Here is a 14,920-nt window from a genome sequence, read left to right as displayed (position 1 = left end):
TTATTCATCCTCACTTATATTTAAAATAATCGTTACGAGTGTACCGACAACCGTCAATGCGACACCTGCTTCAAAAATCGTAACAGTGGACAAGTGCTTTTCTCCTATTAACGGGAGATTATAATAGCCATCTGTCTGTGTTAAAAATGGTACGTCAAAGAAAACCGAGGCAATGGCCGAACCTGTCGCCAGCAATACACCGATTGCAGCAACTTTCTTAAAATCGAACGGCATGCCTTTATGCACGGTTTCAATGTCGTACGTCAAATATAGCAGGACAATCCCCGAGCCAAGCACTAATCCGCCGATGAATCCGCCGCCCGGAGCATTATGTCCCGCAAAAAATAAATACATACCAAGCGTAAAGACGATGAACACAACGCCTCGTACAACTGATTTTAAAATAACATCATTTACTTTCAACGTCTGCATCCCCCTTTTTCGCCTTAAGCTTAATAAGTGTGTAGACGCCAAGTCCTGCAATGAAAAGTACTACTACTTCAAGCATCGTATCAAATGCACGGAAATCGCCTAAAATCGTGTTGACGATATTTTTTCCGCCTGCCAGATCATACGATTCCTCAAAGTATTTCGAGATTGGTTCAAAACGATCGTAGTTCATTACAGCTAATCCGATCAGTGTCACAGTTGCACCGACCGCAATCGAAATTGTAACCTTCGCAAAACGCCAGCTTTTCGAAATATACTCATTTTTAAGCTTCGGTAAATATTTGAATGATAATAAGAACAGTGCTGTTGTAACCGATTCGACGACAAGCTGTGTGAGCGCCAAATCCGGAGCTCGAAATACTACGAAGAAAAAGGCAACAGAATAACCGAGTACCCCGTTCAACAGCACGACAGTAATACGCTGCTTTGCAAAAATAACGGCAATTGCAGCCGCAATCATAACAAATACCAGAACTAATTCATAAGGCTCGATTACCGAGTCTTTTGAAGGATCCCAGCTGAATACGTCCGCATAAATCATATACCCTGCAAGTAATGCAACGAAAAACACATAAATATAAACGAAATAATACGTTAAATTACCGTTCATATAACGGTTTGTTACACGTCCTGATACACCCTCACTTGAATTGATCACACGTTCATAAATCGCATTTAACGTAAAACTTTGCGGAATTAACTGATAGACCGGACGCCATTTTTTTATTGTGCGGTATAAGAAAACCCCCACAACAATGACACCAAACGTCATAATAAGTTCTGTATTAATATAACCATGCCACGCTGCGATATGAGGCGTCAGTTCCTCTGCCGAAGGAAACATCGGGTAAATACTTGCCATCGCCGGACTTAAAATATAATGTCCCAAAACATTCGGGAATATGAAAATTCCAATAACGAATGCAACTAAAACAAATGGTGAAATCAGCATACCAAATGGCGCTTCATGTGGCGGCTTTTCCAAACGATCCGGCTGTATTTTCCCGAAGAAAGTACGCATGACGATAATGACACAGTAAATAAACGTAAACACACTTGCCACCCAGGCGATAATCGGGAATAAAAGACCGATGCTATCAAGTGAGAAAATATCAAGCTGTGTAATTTTTAATGTTGCTGTAAAGAACATTTCCTTACTTAAAAAGCCATTGAATGGTGGTAAACCTGCCATTGAGGCACTGCCGATGACGGCAATTGTGAATGTAAATGGCATTAACGACATCAAGCCGCCTAGTCGGCGAATATCACGTGTGCCTACTTCATGATCGACGATACCGACCATCATAAAGAGCGCGCCTTTAAATGTTGAGTGGTTGATTAAATGGAATAGTGCAGCAAAAGTAGCCTGCGTATATATTACTGACTGTGTTGAATAGCCAAAATGCAGCGCTGCAGAACCAAGACCGAATAATGACATGATCAGTCCAAGCTGACTAATCGTAGAGTATGCGAGCAATGCCTTTAAATCATACTGACGAACCGCATTGAACGAGCCCCAGAATAATGTTAGAAGACCTACCCCGCTCACTGCCCAAAACCAAACTTCATGCCCGCCGAAAATCGGTGTTGTACGAGCTACTAAGTAAATACCCGCTTTTACCATCGTTGCGGAATGTAAATAGGCGGAGACAGGTGTCGGTGCTTCCATCGCATCCGGCAGCCAAATATGGAATGGGAATTGTGCTGATTTTGTAAACGCACCTAAAAGTACAAGACACATTGCCGGAACAAAATAAACACTCGATTGCACGACATCCAAATTCTCAATAATTTCGCGAATACTAAACGTTCCGGATGCAACATATAACATTAAAAAACCGGCGAGCATAGCAACCCCACCAGAAACGGTAATGGTCATTGCTTTTCGCGCACCTGCACGAGATGCTTTACGATGATGCCAGAATGCAATTAACAGGAAAGACGATACGCTCGTTAATTCCCAAAATACATAAAGCACCATTAAGTTATCCGAAAATACGACGCCTAACATCGCGCCCATAAATAATAGTAAATAGCAATAGAAATGGTGTAATGATTCTTTCGTTGATAAATAGAAAATTGAGTAAAGTATTACTAAACTGCCTACCCCAGTAATGAGTAAGCTAAAAATCATACTCAAGCCGTCTAAATAAGTAGTAATATTAATACCGAAAGAGGGGATCCACTCAAATGTTTTGATGAACACTTCGCCATTGGCAATTCGAGGGATATATGTAGCTAAAATCGAAAACAACGCAACAGGGACAATTAATACGAACCAACCTAAATGTATATTTTTAAATCCTCTGTATATTAACGGGATTAATGCTGCAGCAATAAATGGGAGCATAATCGAGAAAGCAATAACCAAAAGCAATAACCTCCTAACCTATTGAGCCGATAATAATATGTAAAGTTCGGCATTCGAACAATCACACTTGACTATCTATATAACTATCTTCATAATAATGTGGCATATGGGGAATATATTTTCCAACAACAGTAATCTTTTAAGAATTACAAATGCAAAAAATATAACAAAAATTTACTGAATATAAATATGCATCATAGAAATAAGTATACAATAATAATGAGTGCATTGCACTGTAATAGCCTTCGTATTATCTCAATTATGCTTAATTTCTAAAAATATATTCGGATTCATTTCATTATTATAGGATAAGAAAAAGAGGTGCGAACTAAAATGAAACATGTTAAAGGCCGATTAGACGAAAGTATTTTGGTTTGTGTATACTACGGACAAAATGGTGAGCGTTTAATTCGCCGAGGACACAAGCTTGCTACACTACTTGACTGCCCATTATATGTGTTGACTGTTGATTCAAAGCCACTTGATGCATTTGATGCTGAAAAATCCGGCTATATCGAACAGTGGAAAGAACTGACTGATGAATTGGAAGTTGAACAATTCATTATTAAGGATAATGAAAAGCGTCCATTCCATAAAGTTATAACAGAGATTGCAATGGACTTTAATATCACTCAAATTATTGTGGGTCAAAGTGCTCAAAGCCGCTGGGAGGAAATCACAAAAGGTTCCTTCTTGAATGTCCTTTTAAAAGAAGTACCATTCGTTGATTTTCATATTGTATCGGTAAAGCGTCCTTCTGAGGATGAGCTGATCGATGTTTATGAAAAAGGTGTCCGTGCTTATATAATCCAAGAAAATGACTACTATAAAGTCGTGTTTACATGCCCTAAAATAGTGGCTTTGGAAGGTATTTTCTTTAAGGAAATCGGAACAGACTTCGATAATGGGATATTCAAATTCAATTATAATGGGAAACTTTTAGAGGCTGATATAACAGAAGGTACTGTTAATAACCCTGAAATTCTACCTAAAGATCGTTTTACATCACTAAAACCTTAATACGAAAGCTGTTTCCAAGTTATTGGAGCAGCTTTTTTTAGAATATAAAATAGGAAAGGACTTTTAAAATGAAATTTGAAGTACCAAAGACTAAGAAACTATACGAACAAATTGCCGCTATAATTGAACATAAAATTACGATCGGGGAAATTTCGCCTGGCGATAAATTAGATTCCGTTGAACAGCTTGCCAAAAACTTTGAAGTTGGGCGCTCTGCCATCCGTGAAGCATTAACTGCTCTTCAGGCACGGGGTATTATCGAAATTCGCCAAGGAGAAGGAACCTATATCCGCAAAGTAACTGCCCAGGATATTTCTTTAAATATTCCTACATATGCCTCATTTTCTGAGCAGGATTTACAGCAAATATTTGAAGTACGGAAAATTTTAGAATTAGGTCTTATTGAGAATGCTGCAAAACGCAGAACGACTCGGCAGCTTGAACAATTAGAAGAAGCGCTCAGTAAAATGAATGATGCACTAATCGATCCTGAGGCAAGCAGTAATGCCGATATGCAATTTCATGCAATCATTGCCGAAGCAGCGGATAACCCTCTCCTTGTTTCGATGCTTCAAAGTGTTTCCAAGCCAATTGCACGGCAAATCCAGCATACCCGTTCCATTTTATCCACTTCAGATCATGCCGCTTTACACAATTTACATGAAGAACATACTGCGATCTACAACGCTTTAGTGCATGCAGATGATATACAGGCTAAAGAGGCGATGGCAAAACACCTTAAAACCGTTGAATCATTACTTTTTGAACAATAATGTTTTTTAAACGTTATTATTCTCGTTAAATACTATTTCATTAAGTCATCAGATGACCTGTTGACTTAATTATCAGAAAGTTGTAAATTTAATAGAACAGGGGGGATTGGATGAATGTATCATTATTCGCTACATGTTTAGTTGATATGGTTCAAAGTAATATCGGAAAAAACACGGTTGAGCTGCTGGAACGCTTAGGCTGTAAAATAAGTTTCCCAAAAGGCCAAACATGTTGCGGCCAGCCAGCCTATAATAGCGGCTATGTAAAAGCTTCTAAAGAAACGATGAAAAATACAATCCGCGTATTTGAAGATGCAGAAGTCATTGTCTGTCCGTCAGGTTCTTGTGCATATATGCTGAAAGAATATGTTCATATTTTTAAAGATGAGCCACTTTGGCAGGAAAAGGCACAAAAAATCGCAGACAAGACATATGAACTGACACAATTTATTGTCGACGTACTTAAAATTGAGGATGTTGGAGCAAAACTGAACGGAACGGCTACATATCATCCTTCATGTCATATGACACGCTTATTGAAAGTGCAACAGGCTCCCCTCACATTGCTTCGTAATGTAGACGGTCTTGAACTTATGGAAATGCCACTAAAGGAAAATTGCTGCGGCTTTGGCGGAACATTCTCTATTAAAATGGGGCCGATTTCAGAACAAATGGTAGATGAAAAGATCGCTTCTGCCGAGCAAATTGCTGTCCATTATTTAATAGGCGCTGATGCAGGCTGTCTCATGAACATCGGCGGACGGATTGACCGGAAAAACATTGATATAAAAACAATGCATATCGCAGAAATTTTGAATAGCCGCTAATAGAGAGGACGTGTTTCAAATGGCGATGAAAATCAGTCAGCAAAAATTTAATGAACGTCTATCATCCAACTTGGAAAATGATTTTATGCGTGGTGCTGTAGCCGGCGCACAGCATCGCTTTCAAACAAGACGGAGTGCTGCTGTTGATCCCTTAGATTGGGAAGAGTGGCGCAACCATGGTGAAGAAATCCGGCAGCATGTTTTGGAAAATCTTGATTACTATTTATATGAGTTGAGCACAAACGTTGAAGCACGAGGCGGTCATGTATTTTTTGCCCAAACCGCCGAAGAAGCTACCGAATACATTTCAACAATTGCGAAACAAAAGAATGCCAAAAAGATAGTGAAAGCAAAATCGATGGTAACCGAAGAAATCAATTTAAACGCACACTTGGAACAGCTCGGATGTGAAGTGATCGAAACGGATTTAGGCGAATATATTTTACAGCTTGATGACCATGATCCGCCTTCTCATATCGTCACACCGGCACTCCATAAAAATAAAGATCAGATTCGGGAAGTGTTTGAACAAAAAATTGGCTATACGGCTTCTTCCCAACCTGAAGAACTGGCACTTCATGCCCGTAAAGTTTTACGAGACCATTACTTAACAGCGGATATCGGCATTACGGGATGCAATTTTGCCGTTGCCGAAACGGGTTCTGTTTGTTTAGTAACGAATGAAGGAAATGCGGATTTAGTAACAGCCTTGCCGAAAACACAAATTTCCGTCATGGGAATGGAGCGTTTAGTTCCCACATTTGAAGAAATGGAAGTTCTCGTCGGCATGCTGACACGCAGCGCGGTTGGCGCGGTTGGCCAGAAATTGACAAGCTATATTACAGTGCTGACAGGCATAAAAGAAGCGCTTGAAGTCGATGGACCCGAAGAATTCCATTTAGTCGTTGTAGACAATGGACGTTCTTCAATTTTAGGCGGGGAATTTCAATCGATTTTACAGTGCATTCGCTGTGCTGCATGTATTAATACATGCCCTGTTTACCGTCATGTTGGGGGGCATACGTACGGATCCATCTATTCAGGTCCTATCGGTGCCGTATTATCACCGTTATTAGGTGGTTATGATGATTATAAAGAGCTGCCCTATGCCTCTACTCTATGTGGCGCATGTACAGATGTATGCCCAGTAAAAATTCCATTGCACCAGTTGCTTCATAAGCACCGGGAAGTAATCGTTGAACGGGAAGGCCGTGCTCCAATAAGTGAAAGTTTGCTCATGCAGGCATTTGGGATGGGCACTTCTTCAAAGTCAATCTATCAATTGGGCACTAAAATGGCTTCAACCGTTATGAAGCCATTTACGAAAAACGAAAAAATTACAAATGGTCCCGGTCCACTGAAAAACTGGACAGCGTATCGTGATTTTCCTTCCGTGCAAAAAGAACGTTTCCGTGACTGGTTTGAACAGCATAACAAGGGAGGCAAATCCAAATGATTCAAAATCGAGAGCCCTTTTTACAAACAATCGCTGCACGTCTTGGCAGATCCGCTCCTTCTTTAACAAAACCTGAAAGAAACTGGAAGCACCTGCCTCAACACGAAGTATTGAAGGACGCTTCGATGGAAGAACTTATCGAAGTGCTGAGAGAACAATGCTTAAACATTCACACTACATTAAAGAGATGCACCCAACAGCAATTGCCTGAAATATTAAATGAAACAATTGCAGACTACGGTGGCGGGCGCGTAATTTACAGTAATGATTCCCGATTTAGAGTGCTGAATGTGTTACCCGTTTTCGAACAATATGAACATTTAAAGTGGCAATCTGCAAAAGGTAACCAAAATATCGACTTTGCTGAACAGGCAAATGTCGGTGTCGTAATCAGCGAAGTGACATTAGCGGAATCCGGCACGATCATGCTTCAAACGTCACCTGAAATTGGTCGAACACTTTCATTTTTGCCTGAAAATTCGATTGCAATTATCCCGAAAAGCAGCATCGTTCCCCGTATGACACAGGCTGCTCAGTTTCTACGGGAGCAGTCACATGTCTTATCCTGTATCAATTTCATTACAGGACCCAGCAACTCAGCAGATATCGAAATGAACTTAGTCGTCGGTGTACACGGGCCGGTAAGAATGACGTATATTTTGGTGGAGGATTATTAAAAAAGAACTTCGGACATTAAAATCCGAAGTTCTTTTATTTACCTAGTCCCCTACTCGATCACGAGGCAGGAAGAATGCCACGAGCAATAATAATGTCAGTACCGATATCGCGTTCATTGTAAAATGAATGCCCATCTTATCAATAAGCATCCCAATAACAACCGAGCCAATTGCCCCCATCCCAAATGCTACACCGACTGTTAACCCGGCCATAGTACCGATTTTCGATGGGACAAGTTCCTGTGCATACACAACAGTCACTGTAAAGCTGACCATAATTAAGAGTCCAATAATAATGAGTAGAATCATTACAGCAGGCAACGGGACAAACGGAAGAGCCAGGCAAAACGGAATCGGTGCAATCACCGACAGCAATATAATATTTTTCCGACCGAAGCGATCTGATAATGGGCCACCAAAAAATGTGCCTACAACCCCAACTGCCATAAATATAAAGATAAACAGCTGACCGCGCTCAACACTCATCCCATACTGTTCCGATAAATAAAAGACATAGAAACTTGTTATATTCGTAACGTAAAACGAACGGGCAAATATAATGAACAGCAGCACAAGTAAAGCCATTCCAACTTGTTTTTTCGTTAAAGGAGGCAAGGACGATATCAGCATTTTTTTGATTTTTAATCTCTTTTCCGCCTCGAGCTGACGTTTATACCAAATTGATATTTTCGTTAATAAAAAGATCCCGATTGATGTAAAAATAAGAATTACCGATACGCCGTACATCCCGAAAGGCAAAATGATAAATGCGCTTAGTAGTGGAGCTAATGCCTGTCCGCTGTTGCCCCCTACCTGATAAATGGACTGAGCTAAGCCGCGCTTATTACCTGCTGCCATAAACGACACACGTGATCCTTCCGGGTGGAAAATGGCTGAACCAAGTCCCAAGAATAGAACCGACACTAAAATCATCCAGTATTCGCCCGCTAATATGAGCATTGTCAACCCGATAAATGAGCTCACCATCCCAAGCGGCAATGCATACGGAAATGGCTTCCTATCTGTCATAAATCCGACGGCCGGCTGTAGTAGGCTGGCAACCATATTCAAAACAAATGAAATCAGGCCAAGTTGCGTAAACGTTAATCCTAAATCACGCTCCAATAATGGGAACATCGCTGGTATAACCGCCTGCATCGTATCATTGATTAAGTGACATACCCCAATGGAGACCATGATGGGATAAACTGGGTTCGATTGTTTTACTGTTGTAGTCGACAATTTTTCACATTCTTTCTGTTATATCAATTTTACTTCTCATATTTCTCAGCTCACCCATATGCTGTCGTTTTATAACCCTTTCACTTTTAACTCTCATCAAGAATTGGTTAAAGTGCATAGTTTATCGCATTTTATTCATACTACCCATTAAAAGGAGGGATTATCATAGAACTGAACCTTGGCGAAATGATTTTACGTGCAAGCTGTGCATTTTTCGCAATTTTAATACTCGCTCGTATTATCGGTAAAAAGCAAGTGAGTCAGCTCACTTTCTTCCACTATGCCACGGGTATCACATTTGGTTCGATTGCTGCCGAAATATCGACTCAAGTGGAAACCCCTTTTTTAGATGGTATAGTTTCTTTAATAGTGTGGACAGTATTAACAGTTGCCGTCAGCTATATTTCATTCAGATCAAAAAATGCACGTATCCTTTTTGACGATAAACCACAGATTGTCATTAATAATGGTGTCATATTAAATAATGAATTGAGAAAAGCGCGGCTTCATCCAGACGAGCTTGCTATGCTGTTGCGTGAACAGAGTATTTTTTCATTTGATGAAGTACAGTATGCCGTTTTTGAAACAAATGGAGAACTAAGTGTCCTGAAAAAACCGCTTGCCCGGACTGCAACAACAGCAGATGTTTCCGTATCTACTCCTTCCCCGCAATACTTGCCGATGGAATTGATTACAGATGGACAAATTATTCGAAAAAATTTAAATGAACTTCAACTTACGGAAGACTGGCTCAGAAAAAAATTAGCAAAGAAAAATATCCATGACGTCAATAATGTTTATTATGCGCAAATTTTAGAAAATGGATCGCTCTATATTAGTATAAAAAATGCTAGTCCACCTTCATAAGCAATTAACTCTCATTATATTCCTAATTTTCCTGGAAGTTAATACGAAAAAGCAGAAATCAAGTATAGGAACGTGATTTCTGCTTACAATTTATACTTTTAAATATCGGATATTTTTCTTGCTCATTTGAATTCCGATTAATACAAATACAATAATTAGTGCGAGAACAACAAGTAGCGTATACCAGTAATTTTCCATTAATACACTGTCAGTAAGGAGGCCTGTTCCGTACTTTGCCAGCTTCCACGGTGTAATACTCCAAAAGCCGCCGATTAATGTATCAATAAGCAGGCCGACTGGAATGAGAATAATTGTAATAGTAGCAGCGACTGATGTTTGGAAGGCTGCACTCATAGCAACAGTTAGTGCCATGACAAACAGTAACCATATGCAATACGTACCGAGCATTGCCAGAAATTTTGTTACATTCACAGTCCCGTAAAGGAGAGCCGTATAATACATGCTTCCCGCATAGCCCGCTAGTGCACTGATGATTGCAATTGTGCTTGCAACAATCCATTTACTGAAAAACAATGCAGTGAAAGACATCGGACGAACATAGAGAAGGGTCGCAGTACCATTTTGACGTTCCCGGCTTACCGAACCAATATACGCAGTAATTAATACGAGCAGTCCAATAGTCTGAAATTGACCCGTTGATGCAATAAGCAGATCAGCCGGCTGAAATTCAGGCATTGTCATCATAAATCCGTCGGGCATATTGCCGACCGCCTGCAAAATATCTTCCATGAAGTAATTCATAAGCGGATCACTAATTCCAAGAAGTACAAAAACGAGCGGAATCCATAAAATTTTAAAGCTGCGAACACTTTCACGCCATTCCTTTAAAAGTAATGCTTTAAATTGCTGCATGCTTTCCCGCCACCTTCATAAAGATTTCCTCAAGACTTGCCGTTTCCCGCTCCACTTTTACAACTGTATATGGTGATGCCGCCAATTGCTGAAGCAGCTGTTGCATCGATGGGCGTTCATCTAAAACTTCTACATATGCCGCTATCCCTTCAGCAACAGCTCCTAATGTAGACTGACTAGCAAATTGACGTGCCTCTTCCGGCGTTGTAAACGTTATTTTAAAACGCGGTTCCTCAAACTTTTGCTTCACCTCTGTCAGTGACCCTTGTTCAACAAGTTTTCCATCCCGCAAAAACAGCAGCTGGTCGGTCATTTCCTCCGCATCGTTCAAAATATGCGTTGAGTACAAAATCGTCGTTTGCTGCTGAATTTCCTTCAATAAATTCATCACTTCCCGACGTCCAACCGGATCAAGTGCCGATACCGGTTCATCCAGCAACAGCAGCTTTGGTTTGTGCACTATTGCCTGGGCAATACCTAAACGCTGCTTCATTCCTCCTGAAAATGTCTCGGTCTTTTTATTCATCGCATCCTGCAAACCTACAAATTCAAGCATCTTTTTGCATTCACTTTTTAATGAACGCTTTTCAAGGCCATTTAAATTGGCCACCATCTCCATATATTCAAGTGCAGTCAGCCAGGAATAGTACTGCGGATATTGCGGTAAAAATCCGATTGCACTGCGAATATCCTTTACATCCGGCATGTTGATCTTGCCGCTTGTCGGTTCCAGTATATTGGAAAGCATCGAAAGTGCCGTCGTTTTTCCTGCGCCATTCGGACCGATCAGCGCTGTAGATGTATGCATCGGCAAAGTGAACGATAAGTCATCCACTACTTTTTTTGCTCCAAATTGCTTTGTGAGGCCATTCACTTCAATGCAGATCATTGGCTTTTCCGTCCGAACAGAAAGTAGGCAATCGGTCCGAGTGTATTAACAAATAATGATACGAGCACCCATACCCATTTCGGGCCGCGCGTCTCATAACTGCGTACAATATCCACAATGGCAACCGCCGCAAGCACCAATTGCAGTGCTAATAACGGCGCAATAAGTCCCCAAGGAATATTCGATAATTGATCCATTTTAAATCCTCCTTAAATTTTCAAATGATGTTTTAAATTGATGAGTAAACTTTTAAAGCGCGTATCGTTTTGCACACTGGCCAACATTGGATTCTCGGCGATACTTTCATAAATCGATTTTTTGATCGATTCCTCATCACGTGGTGTTTGTGTGCTCAACATAACTTCCTTTGCAATCCAGCCATCCAGCAAGTAAAAATAATTGTCTCCTGTGAGTTGCAGTGGAAACTTAATTTGCGTACATACTTTCACATAGCGCTCAATACATCGAATTGCTTCATCTGTATTATTTTGTATTGCATAGCCGCTCGCTGCTTTTATATAAAACAGAAGCGTGTTGTGTATATTCAATTTATCTAAATGAAAAATGTCTATTATTGTTTCAATTCGGCTGACCGATTCTTCAAAATAAGGGATATTTTCCATTTCCAACCCAAGCGCTTCATTCGCATTCGTTATCATATACAGTAGATGCTGATACATATGGACCTGATGAATTTCCTTCGCCTTTTCTATATTGCCAAGCATCGTTTGTGCCGTTGCGATAAGCTGCTCAGTCCCAAGCTGAACTACAGCGTCTTCCCCTAATAATTCGAGCACTTGCTGAGGTTCCCCTTTTAAAATATACGTATATGCTTCCAGTAAATTCGCCTCGTTTTTCAGCCTGTAATTTCCGCTGAACTCCTTCACACGTTTACAAAGGTCCTGAATTTTATCAGCAACCGCTTCTTTTTCCTGTGCGAGATTAAAGTAATTGACATAAAGCTGCGCCATCTTCAGTAAAAACGGGAAGCAGCTATAATATTCATCAATGAGCCGATCGATTGCTGCATCCACTTCAGCAAATGGTTCCTTTGAAAAACGCTGTGCTAATTCCGCATACATTTTTAAAATTCGTTCATCCGTCAATTGCGGTTCATAACCGAGCAGTGCATCAATGGAAGTATTGAAAAATGTTGCAAGCTTCGGCAACAGTCCGATATCCGGATAGCTTTGCCCTTTCTCCCACTTCGAAACAGCTGCCCTTGATACTCCGACATGCCGCGCAATTTCTTCCTGTGTTACTTTTAGTTGCTTGCGGCGTTCTGTAAAAATGGCCGCAAATTGAAAATTCGTCATCCCCCTCACCTCTTACACTTATTATAAAAAGAAAATCGGCTGTTTAATAGCGACTAATTCTTTCGGAAAGGAGATTTTGTCAACTGTTGGTTTCATTCGGGGATTGCGGGATGAAAATGTTCTAATATATTGGGGGAAGTTCTAATATATTTTCATTTGTTCTAATAAAGTTGGGATTTTCTAATATAACTGACCGTTGTTCTAATATCCGGTTGTATTGTTCAAATATCTGTCCTGCATTTTCTAATATCGCTCTGACTTTTTCTAATATCCTCGATCATTGTTCTAATAAAAATCAAAACGCCCTCCTTTGCCACCTCGCACTCACGAAATGAAGCTCCTTCGCTCCACTTCTTCTAATAAACCCGTCACTTGTTCTAATAACCATCCAACTTCTTCTAATAACCGGCCGCAATCTTCTAATAACCACAACCACACCCTAACAAAAAAGCCGCCTCCAAAATGTTAAACACTTCGAAGACAGCTTGCTCTATATAAAATTTATTTAATTAAATGCTTAATTTCCTCGTAGCTTGGCAGTGCCGTTAATGCACCGGCTTTAGTTGCCGCCATTGCGCCCAGCTTGTTGCCGAATGCGACACAGCTTACTAAATCTTCTGTTACTGTAGGTAAACCATTGAAATGAACATAGCGGAGTACACCAGCCATAAACGCATCGCCTGCGCCTGTTGTATCTACAGGAACAACTCGTTCAACGGGAACATGTGTTACTTCGCCGTTTAATACGGCATAAGCTCCATCAGCGCCAACTGTAACAAGCACAATCGGTACTAACAGCTCATCCAACTTTTGAAGACCTTCTTCAATTGTTGTTGTTTCTGTAAGGAAATATAATTCCTCATCAGTTAGCTTTAAAATATCTGCATCTTCAAAGAATGAAGTAATCGTCTCACGGCAGACTTCCTCGGATTCCCAACGAAGCGGGCGGATATTCGCATCGATTGCGATGATCGCTCCCTTATCCTTAGCCATATCCACTGCGGCACGTGTTGTTTTTAATGCTGTTTCTTCAAACATCGTTCCTGAACAAACATTTAAAATCGAAGCACGTTTGAATGCTTCTTCCTGTAATTGCTGAGGTGTTACTTGTAAATTCGGCGTCTCATCGACATAATCTTTAAATACTCGCTCACATTTTTCAGTTAAATGCACATATACACCACTTACACGCTTCTTCGCATCAAATACAGCGAAATCAAGATTCACACCTTCTTTTGCAATCTCCTGACGGCAAAATTCCGATGTTTCGTCATCGCCTGTAATTGTAATAAGTGCTGACGGTGCCCCAATACGACTAATCCCTGCTGCAACATTGATTGTTGCGCCACCTAAGTACTTCGTAAATGAAGTATTGGTCTGATCATTTGCAATATAATCAACGAATGCATCTCCATAAACTAAGATGAATTCTTTGTCTATTTGACTCATTAATTGTCTAACCTCCGACGTTGTATGTTCTTACTAATTTACCATAGAAAAGATATATTTATAAAACTTTATACTATTCTGAAACTAATGCTTTCTTCGCGAATGAATATATTTTCTGTTATACTTTGTTCGGTAAGGAGTTGATTGTGATGACCATTACCATTCGACAAGCAGATCGAAATGACGCGAAAGCTGTTGCCCCTCTAATTTATGACGCAATCGGAGACATTGCAAACAATTTGACTGGTGAAGAAGAAGTTTCGCAGATTTTAGCTGCTTTAGAACAGTATGTCACAGAAGCGACAAATCGACACAGCTATTTGAATACATTTGTAGCGGAACAACAGGATGAAATAGTTGGGATTGTCGTGCTTTATGATGGCCGTCTCGGATACGAGCTCGATCGTCAGCTAGAAGAACAACTATCCAAAAAGGGAATACAGACTACATTGGACGTTGAAGCACATATGGATGAATATTACATCGATACCATTTGTGTTTCGAAAAATGCACGTGGTCTTGGCATCGGTACGCTCCTATTGCAATTTGCCGAGCAAAAAGGCAAAGAGCTTGGGTACGAAAAGATTTCTCTAAATGTGGAACTAGAGAAACACGATGCACGACGCTTGTACGAAAAAGTAGGTTATCATACTACTGAAAGCTGGACAATAATTAATGAGCCATTTCATCATATGGTGAAGTCGCTTTAG

General features: G+C 40.3%; 15 protein-coding genes. 7 read left to right on the top strand and 8 right to left on the bottom strand.

The genetic code is table 11. The features are described from left to right. Both MKY71_RS00710 and MKY71_RS00705 read right to left on the bottom strand, forming a co-directional pair. Entirely contained in the window at positions 1-423 is a 423-nt protein-coding gene (locus tag MKY71_RS00710) for a Na(+)/H(+) antiporter subunit B (protein WP_340716937.1), read from the bottom strand. Continuing rightward, on the bottom strand, positions 410-2,821 hold the full coding sequence (locus MKY71_RS00705; protein WP_340731233.1) for a Na+/H+ antiporter subunit A: 2,412 nt from the start codon (positions 2,819-2,821) through the stop codon (positions 410-412). The genes MKY71_RS00710 and MKY71_RS00705 overlap by 14 nt, the downstream gene beginning before the upstream one ends. Before the next feature lie 333 nt (positions 2,822-3,154). Between MKY71_RS00705 and MKY71_RS00700 the strand changes: the two genes are divergently transcribed. The 5 genes from MKY71_RS00700 (at position 3,155) to MKY71_RS00680 (ending at position 7,574) form a co-directional block, all read left to right on the top strand. Further along, a complete protein-coding gene (locus MKY71_RS00700; RefSeq protein WP_087618520.1) occupies positions 3,155-3,841 on the top strand; it encodes a histidine kinase in 687 nt (228 codons plus the stop codon). Between the two features lie 68 nt (positions 3,842-3,909). After that, on the top strand, positions 3,910-4,614 hold the full coding sequence (locus MKY71_RS00695) for a FadR/GntR family transcriptional regulator (protein WP_339174722.1): 705 nt from the start codon (positions 3,910-3,912) through the stop codon (positions 4,612-4,614). 110 nt (positions 4,615-4,724) lie between these two features. Continuing rightward, positions 4,725-5,441, top strand: coding sequence for a (Fe-S)-binding protein (locus tag MKY71_RS00690; protein ID WP_340731232.1), 717 nt, complete (start codon positions 4,725-4,727; stop codon positions 5,439-5,441). 19 nt (positions 5,442-5,460) lie between these two features. After that, a complete protein-coding gene (locus MKY71_RS00685) occupies positions 5,461-6,897 on the top strand; it encodes a LutB/LldF family L-lactate oxidation iron-sulfur protein (protein ID WP_340731231.1) in 1,437 nt (478 codons plus the stop codon). Continuing rightward, the gene (locus MKY71_RS00680; protein WP_340731230.1) at positions 6,894-7,574 is read left to right on the top strand and encodes a LutC/YkgG family protein; all 681 of its coding nucleotides are present in this window, start codon (positions 6,894-6,896) and stop codon (positions 7,572-7,574) included. Before MKY71_RS00685 ends, MKY71_RS00680 begins: the two co-directional genes overlap by 4 nt. Before the next feature lie 42 nt (positions 7,575-7,616). Here the strand turns inward: MKY71_RS00680 and MKY71_RS00675 are convergent, their stop codons facing one another. After that, positions 7,617-8,816, bottom strand: a complete 1,200-nt coding sequence (locus tag MKY71_RS00675) for an MFS transporter (RefSeq protein WP_340731229.1) — start codon at positions 8,814-8,816, stop codon at positions 7,617-7,619. A gap of 186 nt (positions 8,817-9,002) precedes the next feature. Between MKY71_RS00675 and MKY71_RS00670 the strand changes: the two genes are divergently transcribed. Then, positions 9,003-9,683 carry a DUF421 domain-containing protein gene (locus MKY71_RS00670; protein WP_340731228.1) on the top strand — a complete coding sequence of 227 codons (681 nt, stop codon included), beginning with the start codon at positions 9,003-9,005 and terminating at the stop codon, positions 9,681-9,683. Positions 9,684-9,773: 90 nt separating this feature from the next. Here the strand turns inward: MKY71_RS00670 and MKY71_RS00665 are convergent, their stop codons facing one another. From MKY71_RS00665 to MKY71_RS00645, 5 genes are all read right to left on the bottom strand, one after another. Beyond that, the gene (locus MKY71_RS00665) at positions 9,774-10,556 is read right to left on the bottom strand and encodes an ABC transporter permease subunit (protein WP_340731227.1); all 783 of its coding nucleotides are present in this window, start codon (positions 10,554-10,556) and stop codon (positions 9,774-9,776) included. Further along, positions 10,543-11,445 carry an ABC transporter ATP-binding protein gene (locus MKY71_RS00660; RefSeq protein ID WP_340731226.1) on the bottom strand — a complete coding sequence of 301 codons (903 nt, stop codon included), beginning with the start codon at positions 11,443-11,445 and terminating at the stop codon, positions 10,543-10,545. Before MKY71_RS00660 ends, MKY71_RS00665 begins: the two co-directional genes overlap by 14 nt. Continuing rightward, positions 11,442-11,642 (bottom strand): PLD nuclease N-terminal domain-containing protein, encoded by a 201-nt coding sequence (locus MKY71_RS00655; RefSeq protein WP_340731225.1) that lies wholly within the window; start codon positions 11,640-11,642, stop codon positions 11,442-11,444. Before MKY71_RS00655 ends, MKY71_RS00660 begins: the two co-directional genes overlap by 4 nt. A 12-nt stretch (positions 11,643-11,654) precedes the next feature. Then, a complete protein-coding gene (locus tag MKY71_RS00650) occupies positions 11,655-12,761 on the bottom strand; it encodes a helix-turn-helix transcriptional regulator (protein ID WP_340731224.1) in 1,107 nt (368 codons plus the stop codon). Between the two features lie 501 nt (positions 12,762-13,262). Continuing rightward, positions 13,263-14,210 carry a carbohydrate kinase family protein gene (locus MKY71_RS00645; RefSeq protein ID WP_339174708.1) on the bottom strand — a complete coding sequence of 316 codons (948 nt, stop codon included), beginning with the start codon at positions 14,208-14,210 and terminating at the stop codon, positions 13,263-13,265. A gap of 149 nt (positions 14,211-14,359) precedes the next feature. Between MKY71_RS00645 and MKY71_RS00640 the strand changes: the two genes are divergently transcribed. Further along, entirely contained in the window at positions 14,360-14,920 is a 561-nt protein-coding gene (locus MKY71_RS00640) for a GNAT family N-acetyltransferase (protein WP_340731223.1), read from the top strand.

Source organism: Solibacillus sp. FSL W7-1324, assembly GCF_038008025.1.
Lineage (GTDB): Bacteria > Bacillota > Bacilli > Bacillales_A > Planococcaceae > Solibacillus.
This window is presented reverse-complemented; position numbering and strand designations above follow the sequence as displayed.

What these genes read in the sequence shown, in the direction of transcription:
- MKY71_RS00700 (WP_087618520.1), top strand. Translation starts at nt 3,155, where the DNA reads ATGAAACATGTTAAAGGCCGATTAGACGAAAGTATTTTGGTTTGTGTA.
- MKY71_RS00695 (WP_339174722.1), top strand. Translation starts at nt 3,910, where the DNA reads ATGAAATTTGAAGTACCAAAGACTAAGAAACTATACGAACAAATTGCC.
- MKY71_RS00690 (WP_340731232.1), top strand. Translation starts at nt 4,725, where the DNA reads ATGAATGTATCATTATTCGCTACATGTTTAGTTGATATGGTTCAAAGT.
- MKY71_RS00685 (WP_340731231.1), top strand. Translation starts at nt 5,461, where the DNA reads ATGGCGATGAAAATCAGTCAGCAAAAATTTAATGAACGTCTATCATCC.
- MKY71_RS00680 (WP_340731230.1), top strand. Translation starts at nt 6,894, where the DNA reads ATGATTCAAAATCGAGAGCCCTTTTTACAAACAATCGCTGCACGTCTT.
- MKY71_RS00670 (WP_340731228.1), top strand. Translation starts at nt 9,003, where the DNA reads ATGATTTTACGTGCAAGCTGTGCATTTTTCGCAATTTTAATACTCGCT.
- MKY71_RS00665 (WP_340731227.1), bottom strand. Translation starts at nt 10,556, where the DNA reads ATGCAGCAATTTAAAGCATTACTTTTAAAGGAATGGCGTGAAAGTGTT.
- MKY71_RS00660 (WP_340731226.1), bottom strand. Translation starts at nt 11,445, where the DNA reads ATGATCTGCATTGAAGTGAATGGCCTCACAAAGCAATTTGGAGCAAAA.
- MKY71_RS00655 (WP_340731225.1), bottom strand. Translation starts at nt 11,642, where the DNA reads ATGGATCAATTATCGAATATTCCTTGGGGACTTATTGCGCCGTTATTA.
- MKY71_RS00650 (WP_340731224.1), bottom strand. Translation starts at nt 12,761, where the DNA reads ATGACGAATTTTCAATTTGCGGCCATTTTTACAGAACGCCGCAAGCAA.
- MKY71_RS00645 (WP_339174708.1), bottom strand. Translation starts at nt 14,210, where the DNA reads ATGAGTCAAATAGACAAAGAATTCATCTTAGTTTATGGAGATGCATTC.
- MKY71_RS00640 (WP_340731223.1), top strand. Translation starts at nt 14,360, where the DNA reads ATGACCATTACCATTCGACAAGCAGATCGAAATGACGCGAAAGCTGTT.